This is a genomic window from Erwinia sp. QL-Z3, assembly GCF_004551645.1.
Lineage (GTDB): Bacteria > Pseudomonadota > Gammaproteobacteria > Enterobacterales > Enterobacteriaceae > Erwinia > Erwinia billingiae.
The window spans coordinates 124,486-149,889 of record NZ_CP037949.1 but is presented as its reverse complement, the minus strand read 5'-3'; the positions used below and the strand labels follow the sequence as shown (position 1 = coordinate 149,889).

The following is a 25,404-nucleotide window of genomic DNA, read 5'->3' as shown; positions in this document are numbered from 1 at the left end:
CGTATAAAGATGATATTAAAAAAATTTTAAACCTGCGCCTCAATGACCTTTCGTCTGGCTGCGAGCAGATAATGTAAAATGAGGATGTCTCCCCGCCAGCAGAAGTAGAAATTCGTACTCTTTCTGGCGCAGAAGGCTTGCCTCAGCCCCTGTTATCTCTTTGGTTTGCCAGATACGCAGGCTGAAACCAAAAATCTCAGCAGCCTGTGCTTGCGTAAGCCCTGCAGCGATACGAAGCTCACGAACATTGTCCTTTACAACCACGGGTATTAACAAAAAATTTTTTTCCAGAAATCCTCCTGCATCAGAGACATGAAACTATTAATTTACGTTTCGGCTTCATTATAATCCCTATTTTAGAATAATTGAACCACCTGCAGTGACTTTGAGGCATCCATCACAACAGGTAACCAGTTTGTTAAAATTTGAGACGGTAGTATTATTCACGCCATCAGGATTTTAACTTCCTCCCTTGCTCAGCTGAGCGTTTAAATGTGCAATGGTTATTTTTTATAATTAATCATCACTAACAGAAATCATTCGACAGCACAAACATTCCTTTTATTATGCGTATAGCTGCTATACAATTAAAAATAATCCCCCACGCACCAGTGCTCCTAAGGTAAAGATTTCATTAAGAAAAGGTCTGCTTACCGAAAAGGAAATTATGTAAAATACGATTGTTCTTTATTAACGATTGATAAATTTCACCTTTTGAAGTGATTACTTTCTTTGCTTATTTTAACTATATATATTGTTTTAATTCCCGGCACTTCACAGCCGGCCGGAGAGCGTAATGTCATATGATGCAGGTGCCAGTCAAGAGCACCGTTTCAACCTGCTTAATCTGCTGAAAGCCCCTGACGAAAGCCGGGATGAAATTCTGACGCAGTTTGTCAGGCTGACTGCTCAAAAACTAGGCATCCCAGGTAGCTTTGTCTCTGTGGTAGATGATGAGCAACAGACCGTTATGGCTTCCCTGAATTTCAGCCTCAAGGTCTCAACACGCGAAAATGCCTTTTGCCGGCACGTCGTCGATAGTGATGAACCCATGGTGGTACAGGACACTTTACTTGACCCCCGTTTTATCTCACATCCGCTGACAACCGGTGCACCATACATACGCTTTTATGCTGGAGTACCGCTCAGGGATATAGATGGTTTTGTTCCGGGAACACTTTGTGTAACAGACACACGCCCCCACGCCTTCTCTGCCGGGCAGATACATAGCTTAACTCTCCTGTCCACCATGGTTATGTCCTTTCTGAGGGCCTGGTATTCCGCGGGGCTCACTGATGCGGTGACAGGGCTGCCTGACAGGCAGCAGCTGGTACGTGATTTACAGGTAGCTGCAGCAGATGAAAGAAAACCTACCCGGCGTCTGGTGCTTATCGACTGTCTGGATATGTCGCGTGCCCGTGAGCTGGTGCGTTCCCTCGGGGCTCCTGCAGTTGAAGGGTTGCTTCAGGATATCGCCACGCTTATTCCCCTGAGGCTCAGACCCGGTCCCGGGGAAAAACTTTATTCCTTCTCTGCAGGACGTTTTGCACTGCTTGCGCAGGATGAGGGCCGGCTGAGTGCAGGGCGTATATCGACTCTCCTGCACGGCATCAGCGCGCATCTCGGGGACAATATTTCGTTGGAATTGTCGCCGGTAACGGGCGAGACCCATTTTAACCCCGGCGCGGGCTCTGCGCGTGAGGTCGTTGCTCAGGCTTTATCAGCCCTGACAGACGCAACTATCCGGGGAATTCCTGCCGCTCGTTTTGATCTCCCGCTTGCGGAAGATTTGCCCCGGTTTGTATCTGAGTCGGATGAACTTATCGCCGGAATGCGTTCGGGGCGGGGGCTGACGCTCTTATACCAGCCCAGATTATGTATGGAAAAAGGATTACCCGTTGGGCTTGAAGCTCACGTGGAATGGGACAACCCCCGGTTCGGGTGTCTGGGCCCCGGTAAGCTTGGTGAAATTGGCATCTCTTCGGCTGCCCTTTCACAGCTGACAGACTGGACCCTGAATCAGGTAATTACACAGCTGAAACAATGGCACAATACCTGTATCACTCTGCCTGTTTCAGTATTCGTTTCTGACGAGGATATTGCCCGGAGTGGATTTGCAAAAGATTTAAAGCGCAGAATGAAAAAAGCCCGCCTTTCACCAGCCTTGCTTCAGATTGAATGCCTCACGCCTGATGCGATCCCGGGCAGTCCCGCAGCATTAGAGGGTATCAGCAGACTCAGGCAGTACGGGTTCGTTACTACGCTGGATGACCTGAGCATGACCTCCGGTAATCAGACTTATCTTTTACGCCCCCCGCCAGCGGTCGTGAGCCTCACACATGAACTCAAAGCGTCGCTTTCGGCTGATGCTGCTTCACGTATTATGGTCCGTGGCATTATCAGAATGCTGGAGAGTCAGGACTATCGGGTCATCACTTCTTTGGATGAAGATACAGATGGAAGTGATGCAGTGAACGGCTTTTTTTATGCCCGTTCTCTGCCGGCAGCAGCCGTGCAGAGCTGGCTGTACTGGAAATTACGCGATAACTGTAACCAATGCAGATAGAGACGGCTCACGTCTTCATCTGCTGTCTGAGACTCTGCTTAAATTGCAGAAGCATGTAAACACAGTAAACGATTCTCACGACTAAACAGACTCTACATCTTCTGACGTAACAAACGTATCTGACCACAACTCTGGTGTGCACCTTGTACGAAAAGACATTTCACACCAATCACAACGGATTGAGTGCAGGAAATAGTAAGGAGCCTGAGGAGGTAATCAACTTTTCTGTGAGACCAGTTAACTTCAGCGCCAGCCTGCTGAGAAAATGCCACTTTGTATTGTTACTCTTCACTTAATGAGAGACAGAAAAGGTCGTGACAAAACCGATAATGATGTCCGTTACACTTTTCCGCTTGTACTGGCAGATAAAAAATCGGGTTGAGGCCCGTCCTGACACAGACCCTCTTTTGATTTGATTAGGAATTTCAAAATATATGTGTTTTTAACGCCACACAGGAAACATATTTTGCGTCCCGAATACAGGTGTGGAAGGCTTACATTCCTCGTGAACAACGAAGAGAAGGCTCTGGATAAAAAAACCGTTCCTGGATTAAAATCATAAATAGCATTTATTATGCGTCTGTGCTGAAGAGCTGTAGCAGTAAAAACGAAGCGGACGGTAATCTCCCCTTACAGGAACTGGGAACACTTTCCTGTATAGAGGTGTTTTTGCAGACAGAATTAACATATTTTTAAAGCCAACTCATAAACATAGCTCTCACTGTCAACTTTCGATTTTAACTAAACGATACCGGGGAAATGGTCATGCTTATAAACCTGAGCGGCGATGAGGAACAGCGCCTTAAAGCAGTTGCTGTGCTGAGGACCCCAGATGAATGTCGGGATGAAATTTTAAACGATTTTGTGGCCCTCACCGCACAGTCACTCGGCGTAACAGGCAGTTTTATTTCTGTGCTCGACGACAGGCATCAGTTTATTACGGTGTCCCGAAACTTCACATTACGGCAGACAAGCCGTGAAGAATCTTTCTGCCGGCATGTTGTGGTTAGTGGCCAAACGATAGTCGTCCAGGACACACATAAAGACGCACGTTTTTCATCACATCCGCTTGTACTGGGTGAGCCCTTCATACGGTTTTATGCCGGCGCACCGCTGCGGACTTCTGAAGGGGTGTTGCTCGGTACGCTGTGTGTCACTGATACCAGCCCTCACCGCTTTTCATCACGCAAAAGTGAAATGCTCGAGATTCTGGCCGGACTGGTGATGACATTTCTGGAGACATGGCACTCCGCAGGATTTACCGATCCCGTAACGGGGTTGCCAAACCGTCAGTCGCTGCTAAGGGAAATGCAGCGCAGAGCCGCCACGGATGCAAAAAACCGACTGCGGCTGGTGATACTGGACTGTATTGATATGCAGAAAATCTACGAGCTTGCCCGCTCAATGGGCATGTTACCGGTTGAATCTCTTCTGCGTGATGTGGGCATGCTCCTGCGTCTTCGGCTCAGGCTGCCTCCTGGTGATATGTTATATACTGTCGCAACAGGGCGCTATGCCGTGCTTACAGAAGAGGCCCAGCAGCTTACAGCCTCTTCTTTCAGCACTCAGCTGGAAGACGTTACGGCCCTCATCGAGGAAGGGATTGCTGTGGACCTGACCATACACGCAGGAGAGGCATGCTTTGCACTTTCCGAGGTCTCTGCACAGGAAGGTCTTCGTCGCGCTGTCAGCGCCCTGCACGAAGCCATTTCCTCCGGCAGCCGCGTGCTGAGTTTTGACGCACTGACCGATGGCCGTCGTAATGGCGAATTCCGTTTAATGCATGATCTCGCAGCTGCCCTGCGGGATGAACCCGGGCTGTATCTGGTTTATCAACCTAAAAAATCCCTGATTACGGGGAAACTAACCGGAGTTGAAGCGCTTGTCCGCTGGCGTCATCCAACGCGCGGCGAGCTATCGCCTGATGCTTTTCTTCCGGCTGCTGCCCGCACCCGCCTGCATGCTTCGCTTGCTGACTGGGTGATCCGGAACGTATCGTCACAACTGGTGCAATGGCAGGCGGTGGGTATTAGCGTGCCGGTTTCGGTAAACCTCAGCGAAAGTGATTTCACCAGAAAAGGATTTGCTGATACTTTGCACAGCGACGTGCTGAAGGCCGGCCTGACGCCAGACCTCATTGAAATTGAATGCCTTGAAACAGAAAAAATAGCCGAAAAAGAAGGTGCTGTGTCAGCGCTGATAGCCCTGCGCGAGCGGGGGTTTAAAATTGCACTTGATGATTTCGGCGCGGGATACAGTAATGTCAGCTACCTCTACCGGATGCCACTGGACGTTATTAAGCTCGATCGCGTGCTGGTCAGGGGAATAGTCACAGACAAAAGAAGCCGTATCATTGCAACAAATGTCATCAGGATGCTTAAGGAGCTTGAATACACGGTAGTAGCTGAAGGGGTGGAAGACAGGGCAACTGAAGAGATCCTTACCGCCGCAGGATGTGATCAGATACAGGGATATTATTTTTCGCGTCCGTTGCCAGCAAAAGATATATCAAGCCTGTTATCGCGAAGCTTCATAAAAAAGTAATGACTATCGCTTTGTAAGTGAGACACCCTTCTTATCCGGAGCGGCTCATATTTTTTATAGTATCATTATAACGTATCATCTCTCACGCCAGACATGCTGACTATCCCGGGCAGGGGAAGTTCAGCATGTCTTTTGGATAGTTATACGTCCAGTATAATATTTTTAAATATCCCCTCAGCAGGATATTCATTCATCTGTATAATACTGATCTAACAGGCCATTTAACTCCCGTAAATAAAGTAACTCAATTTTCAAGAAGTGGCCCGAAAATCCAGCACTATATCAACCCTGCCAGATTTATTAAATGCGAAATTGTAAATAACATCCCGCTAAAGGTACGAAACTTCTTATTCAAAAAATATTCCTTATTCCTTATTCCTTATTCCATATTATAATATTGTGATTTCCTGACGACAGGGCATGCCGAAAACGCCCGGAATTACCAGGGGCATTACCATGCCCTGCTTTCAGAAATCACTTCCTGTAAATATATTTAAAATCATCTTAAGTGAGTTATGTTTTTTTACCACCTGCATCCTGATAAAAGAAAATCACCAAAAATCACACCTTAAAAAACAAGCTTACTGAAGAACCATTCTTACTTAAAAAACAATTACTTTTCAAATGGTTACAGGCCGGGGTTTTACATAAGGATATAAGGTTACTTAGCATGGAAAGTGAAGGGTTGATGTCGGCAATCATTTTGATTCGGATATGTTAGCGGGAAGTAACCATTGAATAATGGATATTATAGAAAGGAAAGCTTTGCACCATGTGCTTATTGTTTAGGCAAAGAAAATTAATGGGGGTAATAAGATAAAAATATTTTCCGGCCTTAATAACACCATCAATATACGATCGCTTTTATTTATCCGTACTGTTCAATTGGATTAAGTCAAATTTACCCGTATAATGTGTGTGCCGGGCAGACCCAATCCTGATGAGATTATATGGAATTTGATGAAGAAAAGCTGATTTTTCTGCTGAGAGCTATAGGTCTTGCCGTTCTCGGGGTGAGACTCTCTGGCCAGCAACTGAACGAAAAAAACGTTACGGGTAAACTGGAGGAAATTCGCCAGGCAGAGGGTGACTTATACAAAAAAAAACTCTATACGGAGGCGGCTGAAATCATACGCAGTGGAAATATGCCGCAAATAACCGTCGAGGGGGATAGTGATAAAAGGCATTGACATTAGATGTTTATAATCACTCACTCCACAATCATGTTGTTTTCTGCAATCCGGAAATGGCACAAAACAGTGCCATTTTTAAATATGTAAAACACTACCATACTATTAATGGAAGTATCTCTGCAGTAAAATACAGGGTTAGCAATATTAAATTAAGTCAAGATTATTTTATGCTGGTTATAAAAAACAGAAACATATGACTTTTAAAAGTCATTAATAACATTACCCTGCAGACTTTTATTAATCAGCCAGTACCTCTAATTGACAAATTGAGACAGATCCATTATCCCTCCTCAGCTGTTCTGAAGACTACAGGGATAAATATCCGGGGGGGGTTATTCAGAAAATCATTCACCGAAATATAACTGGTTTCCTGGGCGGTGGGTTTTTCTCAAGCCACTCCCTTACTGCATCGGTATTGTTACCAGCACTCCGGATTGCATGATTGAGCCTGTCCTGTGTGGTTAATAACTCCTGCGTCCAGTATGTTATTTGCCATTGCTCATCCAGATAGATAAGCTCCCTGTTTTCAGGCTCGCGTCTGTGGAATCTTCTGTTAGTCAATGTCATACCTCCATCATAAGAAATAAGGACAGGTAGGGAAATAATATTTTCGGGTGACATATTTACATGTTGAGCTTTAATAGCTAACCAGATTATTCCACTTTTTCCTTTTAAGAGGTAAAGTAGGAGGAGTCCTGGTTGATTGGGTGTTATGAATGATGCGTGCAGTTTTGATTGGGAAAAAACATACCATTATTCTTATTCTGATGGGTAATATTGTTTGTTTAAATAAAGCATTTGAAGTTAATTATGACAATGCATCATCATTAAGCTCGCTCATACACATCTCATGTGCTGACACTACCCGCAGGGGCGTTACACGGTGGTCTGGACGCATGTTGCCCGGGGATGTGTATTGGCGTGACGGTAATAAATCTAAGGGTATAAATATCAGTGAGAAATGATCTTTTAAAATACAGCTCTTCCAGTTTTAAGTGATAATAAGATACTGAACCGTCATGAAGTTTATACATATCACCATAAACCACCGGGTTTTACCAAAAAGCATAACCGCAAGAAAGCCCCTGGTGTCAGATACTTTTTAATTGTAGAGTGAATTCACTTAGCCAGTTTTCCAGGAGTAACCAGGATGCTGCAAGTCTGAATGTTAATTATTAAATTCAATTGATTTCTGCTTCAAAAAAGCAGTCCGCAGGGCCATTCGTCGCTTTCACATCTAAATGGCATTTTCTGAAAGAGTGTAATATTTAACTTATGTGACAGTAAAAGCCATTGACTACCAATAACAGGTGCTTGCATAGAAAATAACAATGTTTCCATACAATCATCTTATCTCTGAGCTGATCTTTCAACGATTTATGAGGTGATCCTCTCTCTGCGCTATGTTATAAATGGAATAAATTTCAGAGGAAAAATAATGTATCTTGACGAAGAGAAATCCCGCGTGATTGCCTGTGAAATAGGGTACGCCGTGTTAATGCTTCTCAAAAAAGGAGAGCCTGTATCACAGGAAAATATTTCATTTCTTCTTGAGAACAAACGTACTGAAGTTGATGATGTTCTGCATAAATTACTTCTTAAAGGGACTGCACAGTTGATAAGGAATGGGTTTGAAGATTAACCAACGCGTCATCAAGCCCATGTGCTCAGTGCGGGTTTATTTGAAAGCCTGGAGTCCAGTCCTGTGAAACCGCAATTTCCATTTTTTTTAGTGGTGTGACTTACTCGCCTGTACGGGCATCCCATCTGCAACACGCTTTATCTCCCATCATTCAGCCATGCCTGGCTTTACTCCATTTATACCAAATTTACAGATCTTCCCTCCAGGCCGCGTCACACGGGGCTTCCGGCCGATTTTCACCAAAAAAGGATCCTTTACCTGCTTTGGATTACCCTCCATAATGTGGGTAAAACCAAATTCCAGATCCCGTCGTCGCGATTTATTACGCTGGCTCCCGCGCCCGGGATGCGGGAAAATAGCCGCATAAACACACAGATCGCGCTACGTGAAAACTTTATGATAATGAGCCCTCCGGTACTGCAGAATTCACCAGAACGCGCCGGCGTGCTGAGCATTGCCCCGGGCGTCGATTTTGCAACGGCGGTCGCCCTCAGGCGTATGGCCACCGCCTCCGGTGCCACGCCCTGTTACCTGCTGGCCCCTGAAGTGAGCGCTCTGCTGCACTATATGCCGGACAGAAAGCACCACTTTCTGTTCAGCACCCTGTGGAATACCGGCGCGCGCATCGGCGAGGCCTGCAGCCTCACGCCCGAGTCTTTTGTGCTGGACGGGCCGCGTCCGTTCGTGCGCATTCTTTCGGAGAAGGTCCGCTCACGTCGCGGCCGGCCGCCCAAGGACGCTGTGCGGCTGGTACCGCTCACCGATACGGGGTATGTACGCCAGGTGGAAGTGTGGATGGCAAGCGTGCGCCCGAAGCGGCGGGAACCGCTGTGGACGGCTACCGATGAAACCATGCGTAACTGGCTGAAGGCAGCCGTGCGGAGAGCGGCAGAGGACGGCGTGCAGTTCTCCATTGCGGTAACGCCGCACACCTTTCGCCACTCATGGATTATGCACATGCTCTACCACCGCCAGCCGCTGAAGGTCATTCAGGCGCTGGCGGGCCATAAGGATGCGCGCTCGGTGGAGGTTTACACCCGGGTATTTGCGCTGGAGCTGGCGGCCACCCTTTCTGTACCCTTTACCGGTGACGGTCATGACGCCGCGGCGGTACTCCGCTCACTGCCACCGGCATGAGATAAAAATGCATGCTTCTGAGAACGCTTTTGCCCTGCCTGGTGACCAGGCGGCTCTGCCCTCATGATGCTGATAACGGCGTTTAAGGCATTACACTGCCGATTGTCCGGCTCACGTTATGGACGTTCTTTCACAGAATTTCGGTGGATGTAATGGCTGCTAAGCCGGTCGGCAGGAAGGTTAGCAAGCCATTGAATATAATGATTAATTATCAAAATCACATGAGTTTTCAGGTCTTCATCCGTCACGGTGTGGGGCTGTTCCGCTACAACGTAAAGCACTCTAAGACATCATTAATTCAGATTCTTATACTCTCTACCCTTCAGTTTTTTCCGGTCCTGCCGATAATTAAAAATGACGGGAGATTACTTATGACCTGCCTGGGGTTATCAGTAGGGCACTCCCGTTTTTCACAGAAACAGAACCCTTGATAATTTGCTGCTTTCCCGGTTTTTTTACCGGGATTTTTTTTGCTTTCCTGGCAGGGGCTGACCGGAAGTCAGGTGCCCATTTTTTGACTACTCATTAAAAAAATCAATCAAGGCAAGCTCTGATGAGCCAGCAGGGCCGTCTTTGGAAAACATGCGGCGTCAAAACTAAAATTCAACGCCCTGAAAGTCCCCTGTATTAGCTTGCCTTTATATAGTTGAAGGGTTTATTATTCCAGTGCGAATATTCCCTTCGTGAATTTCATTCCTGTGCTGATGTTTTACCGGCGTTAAAATGCCGGTTTTTTTAACAGCCTGAACCCCGTATTTAAGCGCACGCCCCCGTGTACTTCAGTGATTTGTTATGTATATTATCAATCAAACAAGCCACTGATTTATAATCATATTCCTGCACTTCCAGGCGGCCTGTCACCTGAGCTGTGATGATTCCTCACCCGCCCCGGGACAGAACATTTTGGTAAATGCCTGTGGGCCAGTGACTGCCGTGGGCAGCAGGGCTCATATCAACAACCCTGGAGATTATCGTATGTTGATCAGGCTGGATGCCTTTGCTGAGATGTTGAAAATACGCTCCGGCATGCTGTTAAGGGCCGCCAGAAGTAGCGGTCAGCTTGAGGGAATTACGTTGCCCAGGTGTCAGCAGTCAGAGGGGAGCAGAATGACATTCGATTATGAAGAGGCTCTTCTGTTTGCCAAAGCCTGGCACGCGCGCCCCCGAAAAACGTCTCCTGATGAACAGTTCGGGAGTGAAAATTTAGTCACGTTAATTTCTTTTGCTGAGCAAACCCGTATACCGACAGTTATGCTTTACGATGCGGTATGTCACGGGAAAAAGCTGCGCGGCATCCTCCCGCCGGTGCCGGTTGTCAAAAACCCGCAGCTGCTTTTCTCGGCAGAAGCGGTCAGTCTTTTCCTGCTGGCATATAATGAACGTGCCCGTTAATACCCTTTCCGGGGCTGACGGTGTATTTCTATTTTCAGAATTATATGTTTTTTCCATACCCGCTCGCCGGCACGGCAGGGAGCGGTACAGCCTTCTGGTCTTTTCTGTAGCAGCCCCACACAGGCAAACGGCCTCAACGCCATCATCAGGATCCGGATATCTCTGGCGACGATATGGCACTGATTTTATCCTCTGTCGACACGATACGCTCCCGGCGGTAAAGGCACTGACGGGGCGTTATTGCAGTCACCAGGGCATAACATGCCAGCCTGCTCCGCCGGACACCGTCTGAGAAAATGTGACACCATTTCTAAATTTCATCCCGGAAACACAGGTAACAAAGTTTAGGCTCCCTGACTCTGTTTCTGGCTACACCCACAGCCTGACGCGTGCTGTACACGGTGCCCAGAAATATTTTACCCGGCGAGCCTGTGAGCATCTCACACCCCCTGCGATGTATGAGCCACTTTCCCGTACCGCTTTGCAGAAGATAGTAATACATCGGTACTTTCATGACGGCCCGGATTTCAGGGCAGACAGCTGTGGTGTCTGGACGCCTTTCCGGGGTTGCCCTCCGGGATACTCTCTGACGAAAAACTTCATGAACTGATACCAGTAATTAACAGATAAACCTAACTTAGCTGATATCTGTGTAAATATAAATTAGCAGTCATCATTTCAGTACGCGGGTTTTAAAGGTACTTACCAGTGTCAGATGTCATTGTTGCCTTCGCGAAACTGCATGCACCTTTACGGACCTGCAAGGAACGGCGTCTCCTTTTCAGACGACAGTAACTCTCCAAATGCCGCAGCGGTCAGTGGCAGGCACAACCCGTTGCCCTGCATTATGTCGCATCCGGCGTTGGTGACGAACGTTTGCTGAAGCATATCCTCCACACCTTCCGCCGCCACGCTGATGCCAAGGCTTTTGCCAAGTTCCGCGATAGCACTGAACATCATTCGTACGCGCATGTTCGTGGCCAGTTCATGCGTGAGTGATTTGTCGATTTTAACCCCCGAGACCAGATCGTGCCGCAACAGGTTCATGGCACCAAGCGTCCGCCCGTAGTGGTCGATAATCAGGCCGGCACCCGTGTCACGGATGGCTGCAAGGTTGCCCGGTATCTCCCCGGTCAGCAGCGGTAGCAGGGATTCCTCCACCTCCAGATCCACAAAACCCAGGTCGCCACTGCCGAATTCATGCAGCAGTTGTTCAGCCCCCAATCCCAGCTGTCGGGGAAACAGATTGATGCTGACGCGCAGGTGCGGACAGCCAGACTGCCACTGGCGGACCTGTGCAATGGCGCTGCTGATAATCCACTCACCAAGCCTTACCGACAGCGGGCTTTTATCCAGCATGCCTATAAATTCCGTCGGTAGCAGCAGCCCACGGGCTGGGTGCTGCCAGCGCACCAGCGCCTCACAGCCTGTAAGACGACCGCTTCTGGCGTCGTAGCGTGGCTGGTAGTAAAGAATAAACTGCTGCTGGTGAACCGCAGTTTCCAGCTCGCGTTCAAAACGACGACGACGCTGTTCCGCTTCACGGAATGCAGGCAGGAACAGCACGCTGCAGCCTTTCCCGGAGGCCTTGGCACGGTACAGGGCAAGGTCGGCGGCGGACATCACGGCCGACGGATCCAGCCCGTGCTCAGGAAAAGAAGCAATACCCGTACTCGCTCCGACGATGAGCGGTGCTCCATGGTAGCTGAACGGTATCTGTATACAGGAAATCAGTCGCTCCGCCGTCAGCGTGGCTTCAGCGACGCCTCCGCAGAGCAGGACTATAAACTCATCACCGCCCAACCGGGCGGCAACCACCGCGTCTGCACACGCCAGGCGTATCTGTTCTGCAACGTGACATAACAGCGCATCCCCGGCGGCATGGCCCAGCGTGTCATTCACTTCCTTAAAGCCGTCAAGGTCGGTCATCAGCAGCGTATAAGGCACGCCCGCTTCGGTCATCTGTCCCAGCTGCTCCATAAACGCGCTGCGGCTGGCAAGCCTTGTCAGCATGTCGAGAGAAGCCAGTTCGCAAAGGCGGGCTTCACTTTCATGACGAGCGGTAACGTCACGGATGATCATGCCGACCAGGCGCTCACCGCCTTCACGCCAGCCTGAGAAAGAGACTTCAGCTGGAAACTCATGGCCGTCCCGTCTCAGACCCCATATCTGTAAAGTACGTGGTTGGGAGACAGCCTCTTCGTCTGCGGTCAGACGCTCGAGCTCGTTGCGGTAGTCGATCTGGCACCGCTCTGGTACGAGTGCGGCCACGTACTGACCCGTCATCTCTTTGTCAGTAAATCCGAACATTGTGGTAGCCGCAGGATTCCAGAAAGTTATACCCCGGCCAGGGGTTGTACAGATGATGGCGTCAGGTGAGGTCCACGATATCGCCTCCAGCCTCTGCTGCGTTGTATGGCGTAGCAATTCGAGCCGGTGCACTTCCATCCGGTCCATCACCAGCGCGGCGATATCGGTGAGGTGCTGCCGGTCAGCTGACGTCAGCGGCGGACGTGGCTGCGTGTCGGTAAGACATACAGTCCCGATATGATGGCCGTCCGGAGTGGACAACGGGATCCCCGCGTAAAAGCGGATGTGTGGATAGCCATGAACCAGAGGGCTGTCCCGGAAGCGCGGATCGGTGAGCGTATCGGGCACGCAGAGGATGTCGTCCTGCGCAAGCGTGTGATTGCAGAACGCCACGCTCCGTGCGGTGCCTGATATGCTGAGGCCGTAACGTGAAGCAAAGAACTGTCGCTGTTCATCAATCAGTGAAATAAAAGCCACAGGTACGCGAAAAAGTCGGGCGGCCAGAGAGGTGATCCGGTCGAGCACGTCGAGTGGCGGTTCGTTCATCATCTGATATTTCGCCAGCGCGTCAAGGCGTGCTGCTTCGTGATTATTGATCGGGCGTTTCAGAGTCTGTCCCCTCTGGGGTTATGTACTGTGGCCGGCATTTCACAGCATAAAGTGGACCATTTCAATCAGAGAGCTCCGCAGATATCACTGCCCATTTTCCGACCCGGGAAGGGCCCGTTCGTAGTCTTTTCAGCAACGCCGTGCCGAATAAAGCCGGTGATGGCCCTGCTGTCAACGTTCCCTGTGAGGCGGTGATGCGGGCCATAACAGAACGGGCGGCACCGCGACAAACGTTTCGCTCAAGAGGTTTGACTGTTATATCGGTCCACGCAGTCAAAACTTCAGGAAGGGGAGCAAAATGAGCGGGTTATTTTTTATGACATAAGATTAGAATGAGACAGGATCCCGGCGATGGACGTGTGGGGGCATATCATCGCCCTGCCAGGGCTGACACGACTTTTATGCGTTCTTTTCTGCTGGCACTACCCTGAATGAAATGAAAAATGGAAACTAACCGGCGGGGTACTTCGCGGCATAAATAATCCATTCCTTCGGCGTCGGAACGCGAGCCCCTGAAAAGGTCCCCCTGTATCAGCGCCGCATTTCACACCTTTGTACTGAATGGCCGTGAAGCTGTAATAATTTCTGCTGACTTAGCCTTAAGCACAACCGGGCATAATACGATGAATAAATATTAATTTATTCCCCCTCCAGAAAAAATGTCAATTATCTGGAGAGTGACGGACAGTGTCAGATAACGACTTGTCCCCCTGAAAGGCCTGCCACGCTTCAGGCAGATACCGAAGAGGGTGCCTGGCCGCTCCTGCCTTCATACCCGGTGCACTATTGACCGGCGAAGGGCTCCCAGCCACCGGACGTCACAGGCGTACTTTTCCCCCGTTTACTTATGCGTGGCACTTCGGGAGCACCTGCGGCTGCCGGCAGTGTAAAGCGCGTGATGACCCCGCCCAGTATGTCCGTCTGCCCGCTCAGGCTACCCGCCGTGGCAGACACCTGATGAACCAGCGTCGTGTTCTGCTGTGTGACACGATCGAGCTCCGCCACCGCAACGGTAACCTGTGCTATCCCCTTACTTTGCTCTTCTGAGGCCAGCGCTATCTGGCCGATAAGTTCATTTACGCTGCTGACGCCCTGCAACACTGCTTCCATGGTGGTGCCTGCGGTGTCTGCTGCCCGGCGGCCGTCATTCACGCGGGATACGGTGTCTGCGATTAGTACTTCGATTTCTTTTGAAGCCGTCGCACTGCGCTGGGCCAGCGAACGCACCTCAGCGGCCACCACTGCAAAGCCGCGCCCCTGCTCGCCTGCACGGGCGGCTTCTACGGCGGCGTTCAGCGCCAGAATATTCGTCTGAAACGCAATTCCGTTAATTGTTGCGGTAAACTGACGGATTTTCTCTGAACCTTCCGCAATCCCAGCCATGGCGGAGACAACGGCGTGCATAAGATGTTCACCCTTCAACGTGGTACTGGCCGTTACACCTGATAACTCCCGCGCCTGACGGGCGTTCTCCGCATTGTGGCTTACTGTTGCCGTAATTTCCTCCATGCTTGCCGCCGTTTGCTCCAGTGCCGCAGCCTGAGTTGACGTGCGGTCTGACAGATCTGCATTACCGGCGGCGATGTCTCTGGCCTCACGATGGAGAATCGCGGCATTATCACGAATGGCCAGCACCGTATCCATCAGGCTGTGCTGCATCTCTTTTACCAGCGGGACCAGCTGTCCGACGCAGTTGCGCCCCAGATCTTCGGGTTCTTGCGTGAGGTCACCGCTGGCGATGATTTTCAGGTGGGCGCGGATTTTGGCCACAGGGCGTACGAGGTGTGTCACCAGATAGCGGTCACAGAATATCAGCAGCGTTATGGCGGCCAGCAGTGCTGAAATCAGGATTGCCTCCAGCCGTTGTCTGTCCGCCAAGACCGGCGCATCGTCTTCTGCAAGATGCAGGGTCAGCGCGTCAAGACGCGCCCGCGCGGCAGGCGCATAATCAGCGGGGGTGGTCGCCAGCGCGCGACGAAAGTCATCCCAGTCGGTGCCCTCCGGGATGCTACTTATCAGGGCAATTTTTTCTGCCGCCGTGCCGGACTGCATCACGATACCGCTGCGGGTCAGGAACGTCAGCTGCTGCGTCAGTTCATCGGCGCGGTCGGCATGCCGGTATATATCACGCAGGGTCAGTGCGCTGTAACCGCCGGCGCATGCCACGACGCCCAGTGAGATGAGCATCATCCACAGCACGACACGGCGGATGGTAAAATGTCTGAGTAAATGCATGTAAGGTTCCCCTGGTTTTATAAAAAATAATAAGCATTATTACTGGGGTTTTTTTGTATTGTTAATGCAGGTCTTTTTTTTATGCATACCATAATGTCAGAATGGCGAATAAAATAAAGCATTGTGACGACAAAATAATCCAATCGTTGCTTATTAATTATTTCGTTAAAGAAAACAAAAACGCATAGTCTCATATTATTCCAGGTTAATTAAAGCACCCTTACTTTTAAATTAACGTAACTAATTCTGGCCTAAAAAAACCATCCACATTTACTCTTTTTATTTTATCGTGCCTCGATGTATCAATCGCCCCCCGGAGCAACCGGGCGCCCTCCTCCCGTGCCGCTGCTCCGGCATCAGGGGGCAATGCAAAGGTTCAGAATCACCACCAGAGCAGCCTGAGATGAGATGCGTGTGAGGCGCGGTTTACTGTTACGGCGGGGCGCAGTCGGCTGTTCAGGCCCGATATGAGTAGTCAGTAATTTCTTCACCCGGGCGCGCGCAACGCTGTTCTGTGCCTGCTGTCATCGTCAGGATGCTTAACCGTGTCTTTAACCCCACCCTGCCTGCGGCTTGGGGTTATCCTGCATCAATCATTTCTGCTGATGGTGCGCACGACCCCATGCCGGCGGGCTGAACGTTTTATCATGGCATTATAAAAAATCACGAGAGTGAATATTGTCAGCCGGGCTGCGAATTCCGCGGGACTGAACGAGAGAACTTCCCCGGATTTAGCAGTGGGTCAGGGATACGTCAGGATCACACCAGCCGAAGGGAATTTTAATACAAAACCGCGTCAAAACGGGGTATGGCCAAGGGACTCAGGGCACTTATCACACGTGATCACGCCGGCTACCGGTTTCCTGCGTGGGCTGCAGCAAGGCAGCGCGCACTGTGGATCGTGCCAATTGAAATTGCATGCCGTTAACGACAGGCATCTGGTGCCGGTAACGTCCAGAAGTTTTTCTGATGGGCATCATACGTAACGTGATTACGATGTCTGAGTCCGGGAGGCTGAAACGTTGCCTGAAACAAAATGGCACATCCAGGGGCAAGAAAGTAAACGGGTTGCATAAGCTGGCGACTGACCGGGGCATGCCGTTCCGGTTTTTAACAGGGCCGGTTTGTGAACAAAAACTGCCAGCATGGGGTAACCGGACCAATTCATGAGTACAGCTTGGGATTGTGTGGGATTATAAAGTTTTCCTGGCCTGTTACTGCCTGAAAATATTCCGACTAATGTTCAGTTAACGCCCCGGTGAGGTGAGGACCCTATGTTTTTTATGAAAATACAGGACAATCCCGTGTGGAGAAAGTCACCGTGATGTGATTACGCGCAAACCTATACTTAAGTACAGCTTACCGGTTTCACTCTTTCTTGTACACTGACTCCGTCGGCTGAAGAAAAAAAACCTGACCGTTAAGGTCAGGAGCTAAATTTAGCCAACACCAGGGAAATATCCGGCCATACGGTGCACACAAAGAAGCTTCCGATGGCCGACCTCTATTTTAGACCGGCAGCAACAGATTGCGCAACAGCTGGCATGATCCTCCGCGAGGAATTCAGCCTGCTGTATCCGCGCGTCTGCACCTCCCGAAGGAAGGGTTTAAAGCCGTTTTCCTGCCCGGTAAATTGTCATAATGCCAGGTCCATTCAGTTCGCAGTGAAGGATGAGGCCAGTGAGTTCAAACACAAATCAAAGATGCGTCCACCTTTCCGTGGCTAATAATCTGTTGCAGTAAAATCACGTCAGCGGCGGGGATATCCAGAAGAGCTGACATGTCAGACGCTTCAGTCCATCCCCCATGTGACCGGTAAGGCTTCCTGCGTGTCTGTAGCCGGATGCATTTTCAACTCTGGGGATGGGGTGATTATTCTTCAGGTGCGCATGACGCCCGAAAAAGATCCTTCATCTAACGATATAAGATTATTTTTGATGAAGTTAATTTCACTCATCACTTCAGTCGCGGGGAGAATTATAACATCGCATATCAGGGAGCTACTGAGCCTGCACATCGGGTTTGACTGCTTCACTCGACAATAAACATAGGGCAGTGCAGGTAACACGACCCGAATGATAACAATCAAGAGCTCCCGCTACTCGCTGAAAGCAGCCGGTCATGCCTGAGCACCAAACGGACTTAACGTGAAATGTTTAGTGCGATGGCCCGCCTCTTTACCGGTTCTGTAAGAACAGGTCTTAATTCAGTCAACAATCGTGGACAGGATCGCGCTCACGGATGGTGTTCTTGATGAGGTTTTCTCCAAAATAATTGTGAGGATCGTTACGGAAAGGCTGTTTTTCCAAAAATTATTGATATTCCATCAGCTACTGAGGAGCAACAGGGTTGTCCGTTTCACATGTGAAATCACAGGGCAGCATTGCCTAATCGGCTCCCATCAAAAGAAGTGGCAAAGAGGCTGTGCAGAAATTCCTGTCCGGTCGGTTCCCTGCGCCACCCTGACTGCCTTAACACAACGTCCAGCCCATCGAAGTCGCCTGTAATATGCACCAAAAGCGAGTGGATCTGATTACCCTCCGCATCGAAGGCGTTATCGAGTCCATTTTTATTCAAATAAAGCCCGGGCGTTTCAGGGAAAGGCTTCCGGGATCTTGAGCTGCTCCATTCCTTGTCACTCAGTACCATATAAAACCAGCCGCTGCGCCTGAGAGCATGAAGAGCTTGTTGGAGGCGGAACAGGTCCTTTTGATCCAGTAAACTGCCGTTTCCGGTACGCCACAGGTATTCTAATTTACCCGGCAGGTCCGCGCGGGTACCCATTTCACGCCCTGTTTTTAACATCCAGGCGATATCGGCGGCCAGCTCGCGGGGAAAAAGACGCTGCTTTTCAGCCGTGGCCAGCCACCTCGTCAGAAATAGGTTTTCCTGCAGGGGTGTGGAGGTGATACCTTCGCGTCGCGCAATGTGTAATGCAACCAGTGCACACCAGGCTAAGTGAGACACCCGGCTGTTTCCCGTTGTTTCATCCATCAACCCCTCCTGTACAGATACTTCATCATCGTTTAGTACCAGTGCGTACGATAACAGCAACCCTTCATTTCCCATATTATCGCAATGAGGCCTCCCTTTCGAAGTTAATATGATTAGCATCTGCCTCAAAAAAAAGATACTCATGATTAATTCGATTCAGAAACCTTAAATAATTCACCGTTAATAAAAATTTAACCCCCCTTGATTGATGTCGGGTATTTTACTTATCAGTATGAATTGGTTGATAAAAAGTTCAGGAAGAGCGCGTATGCGCAGTAAGATGGTTTAGAAATAGTTTCATGGTTCTTACTCTGAAAAATGACAATATGTAAATTTATTTAATGAAATTTATTTAATGCCGATAACTGTTAATGACTGAAGTTCTCTTAATGCCATATAAAAAATTAAGACAAGATAAATCAAGGGGTTGTATGTTATGCGAAGTCTAATAAACGGCAGTTATTTCATGAATTTGAAAGTTGGAGCAAAACTTGCTCTGGGATTTTCCGTGGTAATCGGAGCGCTCATCCTGACAGCGATTGTTTCTTCTGGTTGCCTTGACACCATTCAGGACAATTCGGCGAGAAGAAGTCTTACCATCGAAATGAACAGCACTTTTGGTCAGGCCCGCCTAAATCGCACACTTTACCAGTATACGAATGAGCAACAGTATGCTGATAAGAATGCGGATGCGCTTAAAAAGCTCAATAACCAGTATAAAATGCTTGCCGTGTTTTCCTGGGATACGGAAGGTAGCAGGTTACTTAAAGATATTGAGCAGGCCATGGATAGCTATGGAACGCAACGCAATATATTGGTTGATTACATGCAACGAATGATGGCGCAGGCTTCCTCATTACAGCAACTGCCATATCTCATTCTTGCAAAAAAAATTGACGCCATAGTTGAAGAAAACAAAGCGGATAATGAAACGGCACTTTTACTTCAACGACTGTCTTCACAATTAAAAGAAGTTAATTTACTGGTGCTTTCATTCACTAAAGAACCGAATGATATTTTGAAAGCAACCCTCAACACCGCTCTTAACGATGCCAAAAAGACAGTTTCAATGCTGAATTTAATCACCAATCCGGCTCTGGGCGAATTAACTATTCCCACTGTTGATATTATTGACAAAGTTCTGACATCAGCATCACCGTTTGAAGCGCTCTGGTCTGAACATCATATGGCCGCAAAAAACCTGGTGAGCAAAGGAGAGCAATTCGACAAAACTTTAGATGATATGTTTTATTATCAGAAGAAAATATCCTCTGACTTTATCAGTTCCGCACGTATAAAAATACTTTTCTTATCGGTATTTTCGGTAGTTATAAGTCTCCTGTTCGCATGGCGTATAACACTAAGCATCAATAAACCACTCGCCCAAACACTCACGATGGCCCAACGCATCTCAGAAGGTGACCTCACGCATGCTGTCGTTGCGGATCGTAAAGATGAGTTAGGACTATTAATGCAGTCGGTTAATGGCATGAGGATCAGACTGGAAGAAATAATTAATAACGTTCGTGACGGCGTGTCGAACGTTAATAATGCGGCCTCTGAAATAGCGATGGGTAATGAAGACTTATCCTCAAGAACTGAAGAACAGGCTGCAGCAGTCGTTCAGACGGCTGCCAGTATGGAACAACTGACGTCCACAGTAAAACTTAACAGCGAAAATGCCCTGTATGCCAGCCAGTTGGCCGGGGAAGCATCTATACAGGCGACTGAGGGCGGTAAGGTTGTCAGCGGCGTGATTTCGACCATGGAGGACATAAGAAGAAGCTCATCGCGCATTTCAGAAATAACACAGGTTATTAATGGCATTGCTTTTCAAACAAATATTCTCGCTTTAAATGCAGCGGTGGAGGCTGCCCGTGCAGGTGAAGGCGGCAGAGGTTTCGCAGTCGTGGCCGGTGAGGTGAGGAATCTTGCACAGCGGAGTGCCCTGGCCGCAAAGGAAATTGAAGGGCTTATCAACGAATCTGTAGGCCAGGTTAATTCCGGGGCCGGCCAGGTGGAAAATGCCGGTAAAACAATGGAGGCCATCATTCACTCGGTTGGACAGGTGAATGAAGTTATGAAAGAAATTGCAACGGCTTCAGATGAACAAAATCGTGGCATCAGTCAAATCAGTCAGGCCATGACGGAAATGGACACGACTACTCAACAAAATGCTGCACTGGTTGAACAGTCGGCGGCTGCCGCAGGTTCTCTTCAGGAAGAAGCCGGTCGTCTGGAGACGGCTGTTGCTTTCTTCAAAACGGGAGCATTGCGCGCGGCATCCAGATTGCCAGCAGAAAAAAAGAACATTCAGGCACCGGTGAAAAATACATCTCATTCATCAGGTGATAACTGGCAATCTTTTTGACTTTATGAATCAATGAATTAAATTCCTGAACTGCAGTGGCCTTTTCGTCTGGCTTGAAAAGCCTCACGAAAAGGCCACTGCAGCTGAAATAACGCATGAGCGTCAGTGCGACAGGCAGGGATGGTTTGCAGCACTGTACACACGTATTTCCGGACGGTCGCTGTTCGCACAGTGTCACTGCAAGGTATTTACTGAAAACTGGTTGCCGGCAGCAGCTGACGATAACTGCATATCATTTTGTCCTCACAGACTACCGTTCGCCTGTCTTTTCATCCCTTCATGGGTGCTGATGATTACGATATTTCTGCCTGTTCCTTTAGCCTCATAAAGCGCCATATCGGCCTGACGGAAAAGCCCTTCCGTACTCCCCTGCACATCAATGAGCGCCGCAACCCCGGCTGACACGGTGATCTGTCCTGCGTAAGGGAACAAAGATGTTTCCACAAGGTGCCGGACCCTTTCTGCCGTGGCGGCAGCGTCAGATAATTGAGTATCAGGCATGAAAATAACAAACTCCTCTCCCCCGGATCGACTGACTATATCACTGCTCCGGCAGGCTGTCCTGAGCAGACCAGCGAGGCTTATCAGGACGGCATCACCCGCATCATGTCCCAGCCTGTCGTTTATTTTTTTAAAATGGTCGATATCAACGGCGATGGCGCAATGATTAGGCGTACGCGCATGCTGTCTGATAAGGGTTGCGAACCCCCGGCGGTTCAGTAGTCCGGTCAGTGGGTCGGTGCGTGTTTCGTCCGTCAGGGAAGAGACCTGGTTTATCATCATCTGCAGATGATGATAAACCGCCTCACGCAGTCTGACGGCCTCTGTATACCAGGCGTTTATCTGCGGCAGGGCCCTCAGCGTGGCGCCGCTGTCTGTGGTATGAATGGACTGCGCGAGTTTTTCCAGTGGCGAAGAGATGCGGGCCGCAAACAGCACCACCAGACTGCCCACCAGAATGACGATCAGCAGAATGAACCATACGGCATTTCGGGCAGTGTTCCAGAGAATAGAGGCGGCATCGTCAGCGGTACCGTAGACAAATATGTTCCAGTCGGTCCTGTGCAGTGAGGCATATCCGAGCAGGTATTCTTTCCCGTCGCTTTTGAGCAGATATTTTCCGCTGGCTGACAGGATAAGCTGTTTTTTGAGATCCGGGCCGATATCCAGTACACGGCCGACTTTTTCGGGATCGTGACTGAAGATAATACTCCCTTCATTGCTGACGATGCTGATGTCGGCAGCCCGGGCAAAAAAGTGCGTGCTGAGAATATCGCTAAGCATGCTCTGCTTTTTCAGGTAAATACTGCCGCCAATGTATCCAAGATACTCCCCTGTCTGACCGAAAACCGGCTGAGAAATGAAAATGACATAGTTACCGGCTGCGGAGGTGAACGGCTGGGAAATGAAGGATGCTCTGGACGCCAGCGCCTGCCGGCTGGCTGGTGAACTGAGCGTGTTGCCAACCAGACCGAGACTTTCCGGCGAGGTTGCCACTACCACAGCATCTGGTTTTACCACCAGTACAGAATTAAAAAAACCGGACTGCAGGCGCAGGCGATCCGCCTCCTGACGTAGCTGCTGCACGTTACCGAAATCTTTCAGCAAACCTGCGCTGTAAGCCAGTTCGCGCTGCGCGGTGAAAAGGTAGCGATCGGTGGTGTCAGAAAGCTTGCGGGCATATGCAATATTGCTGTCCAGAAGGCGGTCTTCAATGTTGGCTTTCTGGAAAAACCACAGGCTGCCCAGGAGGAGGACGGACGTCATTATAATGCCCCCCAGCGACAGGATCACAAGCAGTGTGCGTAATGTTATCGTATTTTTTTTCATCAGTGACGTCCGTGATTCTGCTCAGGCAAGGAAGAGTTTACCGTTCATAACGGCGTGACAAAGCCCCGGAATAAGCGCACAGCAATAGTGCGCCTATGAGAAAAGGCAGTATGACTCCGTCATCCGTCAGGCATCGGAACTTTCCGGATTATCGTCCTCTCTCCGACATGGTATACAGGAAAAGGATATATTGTCCTGAACATTAATAAAAAAGTTGCTATTTGCAATCCATTAAAATATTCAGGGTTTATACAGATAGCGGCTGGTACCTTCAGATATCTGTACTGCAGAGGTGAGTGTGGAAAATTTTAGGGAGATACACCGTGCCCTTGCAGCGCGTTTTGAGAGCATAATGCCATTATTGACACAGGCAATGAGTGCGGAGTACCACGACCGTGAAGTTTTCGTGAATAACTATAGTTTACTGCTTTCCCTGCATGATGAAGCAGTCCTGAGCCTGAAAGATGAGAAGTTTGAAGCCTGGCTTCGGGGTAACGATCCTGACCTGATGATGAATATTCTGGCCACAGGTATTGGCATCCGTATTTTTGAAAATCTGCTGAATAATTATGTCCGAAAATAAGCGACAGGCTGATACTAACTGCGTCCCTGAAACGGAAATCCCATACACTGCCATAAGAGCTCTGCTGCCTGTGAATATCGCAAACGCAGAAGTCAGGCATCCCCGATGCCACGGCCGTTGCGACTGAGTATCGTTAAACCGAGATGCCCCCTGTATGCTGACAGGCGGGTGTTTTTCAGTGCATACCTTCACTGAGCCAGAGCCCTGCAGCGCACCGTATGAAATTGCCGGAGCACATTCTGTGTCGCGGACAGGCGTCCGCACCACTTCACCTCCTGATGGGTACCCGGCCACCATGATGATGCCATGTCTGAACGCTGGCTTTCTGAGGTCGTCAACCATCTGGCAAGGTCCATTTTCTTTTGGCAGTATTTACGTTCACTGACACAGGCTGAGCTTACGCGGGGCGGCACCGTATACCGGAGGACATTAACAGGCCGGAATAGTTTTTGACCAGTTGCCTGCTGCGCAAACAGAAAGGCCGGGTGGACAGGCCGCCGCAGTAACTATTACGGCGTCGGAAATAGGGCAAAGGGATAATATTTTTGCAATAACTGAAGGGTTCAGGAATTTTGTACAGAAGTTATCCACCTTTTTTGTGGATAACTTAAGCGTCTCTGGCTGTTTTTCAGCGTCCGTTCACCTGCACGCTGCCGGCAGGTTGTGATGCCAGTCTGCCAGTACATGCATGTCAAAATCATATTCCCTGCGGTTAAACGTCAATTTCCGGGAATGGTTTGACAGCATGTCTCTGAGCAGAGCGCGTGGTGCAGCGGCATAAACAATATTAACGGACTGCCCGGACGGCACGCCGGTTATCCAGCGTGCAGCGGGAGTATCCGGCACGGTTATGGAGTCAGGAGTGATATTGCCAGCCGGAACAGCAACAGAAATGAACAGCGAATTCCCGTCCATACAGCTTATTCTCAGTAAGGCACGGGAGTCTGAAGTAACCAGCGTTATGCCTGTGGTTCCCATACCGGGCAAGTCAGCCCGGGCATGACATAAGACGGTAAAAAAGAATACTCCGGTCAATGCCAGGTAGTACCTGATAACATGAGACAATAACCTGCGCGCGCCAGTATAACGATTCATAAGACACATCCATCCTGAACCTGCACCATCAGTGTTTCAATTGTGGCCCGGGTGTGACAGAAGAACGTTCGCCTTCAGGGCTGACTGCGCAAACGACCACGCCGTCAAACCGGATGCCCAGCCCCCTCGGAGTATGAAGCAACACGAAGTCAACGCGCCCAAGCGCGGTTACCTGCTGGCGAAAGCACGCACTGAGCCGGACGCTGCCGCCCATGACACGGGTAAATGCATGCATGACGCGGTTGTTATTCAGGATTTGATGCAGTTCTGATGAGTTAGTATTTAACTGTCTGACAGGCTCGTTTTCTGCGGCAAGGAAGGCTTCAAGCATCCGGTATAAGGCATCATTGTCGTGGCCGGTATCAAACGCCTCATTAAGCAATATTATATAGGATCGGAGATCAAACATGTTTGCCCCTAAGCGCTGAATATGCGTGCTGACACCCTGTGTCTTATAGTCACGAGCATAACGGCGAAAAGTTGCTCAGTCATGCCCGGGAAAGGGAAATCTCTAGGTAAAACTTGATGTAGGCCACATTTCAGGAAGAAGAATGAGATCCGCATATCAAGGCAGGTGGATATATTGCGTTCCATTTGGCCCCGGGGCTGGATCGCCATACACCTTGGTGGGAATTAGGCTGCCCTTAAAGAAAGGCCCGCGTGAAGTAAAGGCGTTATCCTGAAGCGTTCAAAATTAACAGAACAAACACGGTGGGGAACGGACCTAATCTCCATCCGGATCCATGCAGACGGGCTGTTTCTGGTTGGCAGTTCTCGCGCCAAATCATCGGCTGGTCATTGTGACCTTACATGAACAGAGAGATTGATCTTAAAGCCCGTCTGATGGCAATTTGGGGCCTCTCACCAACAGGTGTTACTTCACGCCAGCAACGTCAGTCAGTG

The 25,404-nt window shown here is 49.4% G+C and carries 17 protein-coding genes; 9 read left to right on the top strand and 8 right to left on the bottom strand.

Features of this window, described 5'->3' with window-relative positions; translation table 11 throughout:
- Positions 1-39 precede the first annotated feature (39 nt).
- Positions 40-276 carry a transcriptional regulator gene (locus E2F51_RS00715; RefSeq protein WP_322874456.1) on the bottom strand — a complete coding sequence of 79 codons (237 nt, stop codon included), beginning with the start codon at positions 274-276 and terminating at the stop codon, positions 40-42.
- A 520-nt stretch (positions 277-796) separates the two neighbouring features.
- Between E2F51_RS00715 and E2F51_RS00710 the strand changes: the two genes are divergently transcribed.
- From E2F51_RS00710 to E2F51_RS00700, 3 genes are all read left to right on the top strand, one after another.
- Positions 797-2,566, top strand: coding sequence for an EAL domain-containing protein (locus E2F51_RS00710; RefSeq protein WP_134822493.1), 1,770 nt, complete (start codon positions 797-799; stop codon positions 2,564-2,566).
- Between the two features lie 765 nt (positions 2,567-3,331).
- Positions 3,332-5,110: a sensor domain-containing phosphodiesterase gene (locus E2F51_RS00705; RefSeq protein ID WP_134822492.1), complete on the top strand. Its 1,779-nt coding sequence runs from the start codon at positions 3,332-3,334 to the stop codon at positions 5,108-5,110.
- A 950-nt stretch (positions 5,111-6,060) separates the two neighbouring features.
- Complete coding sequence (locus E2F51_RS00700; RefSeq protein ID WP_134822491.1) at positions 6,061-6,300, top strand: hypothetical protein; 240 nt, start codon at positions 6,061-6,063, stop codon at positions 6,298-6,300.
- Between the two features lie 351 nt (positions 6,301-6,651).
- Here E2F51_RS00700 and E2F51_RS00695 read toward each other — a convergent pair whose 3' ends face one another.
- Positions 6,652-6,870 carry a DUF3606 domain-containing protein gene (locus tag E2F51_RS00695; RefSeq protein WP_134822490.1) on the bottom strand — a complete coding sequence of 73 codons (219 nt, stop codon included), beginning with the start codon at positions 6,868-6,870 and terminating at the stop codon, positions 6,652-6,654.
- 871 nt (positions 6,871-7,741) lie between these two features.
- Here E2F51_RS00695 and E2F51_RS00690 point away from each other — a divergent pair.
- From E2F51_RS00690 to E2F51_RS00675, 3 genes are all read left to right on the top strand, one after another.
- A complete protein-coding gene (locus tag E2F51_RS00690; RefSeq protein WP_013199921.1) occupies positions 7,742-7,945 on the top strand; it encodes a hypothetical protein in 204 nt (67 codons plus the stop codon).
- Positions 7,946-8,347: 402 nt separating this feature from the next.
- A complete protein-coding gene (locus E2F51_RS00685; RefSeq protein WP_134822504.1) occupies positions 8,348-9,082 on the top strand; it encodes a tyrosine-type recombinase/integrase in 735 nt (244 codons plus the stop codon).
- 1,107 nt (positions 9,083-10,189) lie between these two features.
- Complete coding sequence (locus E2F51_RS00675; RefSeq protein ID WP_134822488.1) at positions 10,190-10,474, top strand: hypothetical protein; 285 nt, start codon at positions 10,190-10,192, stop codon at positions 10,472-10,474.
- Between the two features lie 750 nt (positions 10,475-11,224).
- Here E2F51_RS00675 and E2F51_RS00665 read toward each other — a convergent pair.
- Entirely contained in the window at positions 11,225-13,330 is a 2,106-nt protein-coding gene (locus E2F51_RS00665; protein ID WP_134822502.1) for a bifunctional diguanylate cyclase/phosphodiesterase, read from the bottom strand.
- Positions 13,331-14,176: 846 nt separating this feature from the next.
- Complete coding sequence (locus E2F51_RS00660; protein ID WP_134822487.1) at positions 14,177-15,628, bottom strand: methyl-accepting chemotaxis protein; 1,452 nt, start codon at positions 15,626-15,628, stop codon at positions 14,177-14,179.
- Between the two features lie 1,493 nt (positions 15,629-17,121).
- Here E2F51_RS00660 and E2F51_RS00655 point away from each other — a divergent pair.
- Positions 17,122-17,355, top strand: a complete 234-nt coding sequence (locus E2F51_RS00655; RefSeq protein ID WP_134822486.1) for a hypothetical protein — start codon at positions 17,122-17,124, stop codon at positions 17,353-17,355.
- A 643-nt stretch (positions 17,356-17,998) separates the two neighbouring features.
- Here E2F51_RS00655 and E2F51_RS00650 read toward each other — a convergent pair.
- Positions 17,999-18,622, bottom strand: coding sequence for a DUF2913 family protein (locus tag E2F51_RS00650; RefSeq protein WP_245174108.1), 624 nt, complete (start codon positions 18,620-18,622; stop codon positions 17,999-18,001).
- Between the two features lie 466 nt (positions 18,623-19,088).
- Here E2F51_RS00650 and E2F51_RS00645 point away from each other — a divergent pair, with 466 nt between their 5' ends.
- Positions 19,089-20,993 (top strand): methyl-accepting chemotaxis protein, encoded by a 1,905-nt coding sequence (locus E2F51_RS00645; protein ID WP_245174107.1) that lies wholly within the window; start codon positions 19,089-19,091, stop codon positions 20,991-20,993.
- Between the two features lie 243 nt (positions 20,994-21,236).
- Here the strand turns inward: E2F51_RS00645 and E2F51_RS00640 are convergent, their stop codons facing one another.
- Positions 21,237-22,823 (bottom strand): sensor domain-containing diguanylate cyclase, encoded by a 1,587-nt coding sequence (locus tag E2F51_RS00640; RefSeq protein ID WP_134822484.1) that lies wholly within the window; start codon positions 22,821-22,823, stop codon positions 21,237-21,239.
- A gap of 352 nt (positions 22,824-23,175) precedes the next feature.
- Here E2F51_RS00640 and E2F51_RS23765 point away from each other — a divergent pair, with 352 nt between their 5' ends.
- Positions 23,176-23,406 (top strand): hypothetical protein, encoded by a 231-nt coding sequence (locus E2F51_RS23765; protein WP_245174106.1) that lies wholly within the window; start codon positions 23,176-23,178, stop codon positions 23,404-23,406.
- Between the two features lie 639 nt (positions 23,407-24,045).
- On the opposite strand, the gene E2F51_RS00630 is transcribed toward E2F51_RS23765, so the two are convergent.
- Both E2F51_RS00630 and E2F51_RS00625 read right to left on the bottom strand, forming a co-directional pair.
- The gene (locus E2F51_RS00630) at positions 24,046-24,501 is read right to left on the bottom strand and encodes a hypothetical protein (protein WP_134822482.1); all 456 of its coding nucleotides are present in this window, start codon (positions 24,499-24,501) and stop codon (positions 24,046-24,048) included.
- Positions 24,502-24,529: 28 nt separating this feature from the next.
- A complete protein-coding gene (locus tag E2F51_RS00625; RefSeq protein WP_134822481.1) occupies positions 24,530-24,910 on the bottom strand; it encodes a hypothetical protein in 381 nt (126 codons plus the stop codon).
- Positions 24,911-25,404: the final 494 nt, after the last annotated feature.

Bases quoted from the DNA above. Each gene is read 5' to 3' on its own strand.
- E2F51_RS00710 (WP_134822493.1), top strand. From the start codon at position 797: ATGTCATATGATGCAGGTGCCAGTCAAGAGCACCGTTTCAACCTGCTT.
- E2F51_RS00705 (WP_134822492.1), top strand. From the start codon at position 3,332: ATGCTTATAAACCTGAGCGGCGATGAGGAACAGCGCCTTAAAGCAGTT.
- E2F51_RS00700 (WP_134822491.1), top strand. From the start codon at position 6,061: ATGGAATTTGATGAAGAAAAGCTGATTTTTCTGCTGAGAGCTATAGGT.
- E2F51_RS00695 (WP_134822490.1), bottom strand. From the start codon at position 6,870: ATGACATTGACTAACAGAAGATTCCACAGACGCGAGCCTGAAAACAGG.
- E2F51_RS00690 (WP_013199921.1), top strand. From the start codon at position 7,742: ATGTATCTTGACGAAGAGAAATCCCGCGTGATTGCCTGTGAAATAGGG.
- E2F51_RS00685 (WP_134822504.1), top strand. From the start codon at position 8,348: ATGAGCCCTCCGGTACTGCAGAATTCACCAGAACGCGCCGGCGTGCTG.
- E2F51_RS00675 (WP_134822488.1), top strand. From the start codon at position 10,190: ATGACATTCGATTATGAAGAGGCTCTTCTGTTTGCCAAAGCCTGGCAC.
- E2F51_RS00665 (WP_134822502.1), bottom strand. From the start codon at position 13,330: ATGAACGAACCGCCACTCGACGTGCTCGACCGGATCACCTCTCTGGCC.
- E2F51_RS00660 (WP_134822487.1), bottom strand. From the start codon at position 15,628: ATGCATTTACTCAGACATTTTACCATCCGCCGTGTCGTGCTGTGGATG.
- E2F51_RS00655 (WP_134822486.1), top strand. From the start codon at position 17,122: ATGGCCGACCTCTATTTTAGACCGGCAGCAACAGATTGCGCAACAGCT.
- E2F51_RS00650 (WP_245174108.1), bottom strand. From the start codon at position 18,622: ATGGATGAAACAACGGGAAACAGCCGGGTGTCTCACTTAGCCTGGTGT.
- E2F51_RS00645 (WP_245174107.1), top strand. From the start codon at position 19,089: ATGAATTTGAAAGTTGGAGCAAAACTTGCTCTGGGATTTTCCGTGGTA.
- E2F51_RS00640 (WP_134822484.1), bottom strand. From the start codon at position 22,823: ATGAAAAAAAATACGATAACATTACGCACACTGCTTGTGATCCTGTCG.
- E2F51_RS23765 (WP_245174106.1), top strand. From the start codon at position 23,176: ATGCCATTATTGACACAGGCAATGAGTGCGGAGTACCACGACCGTGAA.
- E2F51_RS00630 (WP_134822482.1), bottom strand. From the start codon at position 24,501: ATGAATCGTTATACTGGCGCGCGCAGGTTATTGTCTCATGTTATCAGG.
- E2F51_RS00625 (WP_134822481.1), bottom strand. From the start codon at position 24,910: ATGTTTGATCTCCGATCCTATATAATATTGCTTAATGAGGCGTTTGAT.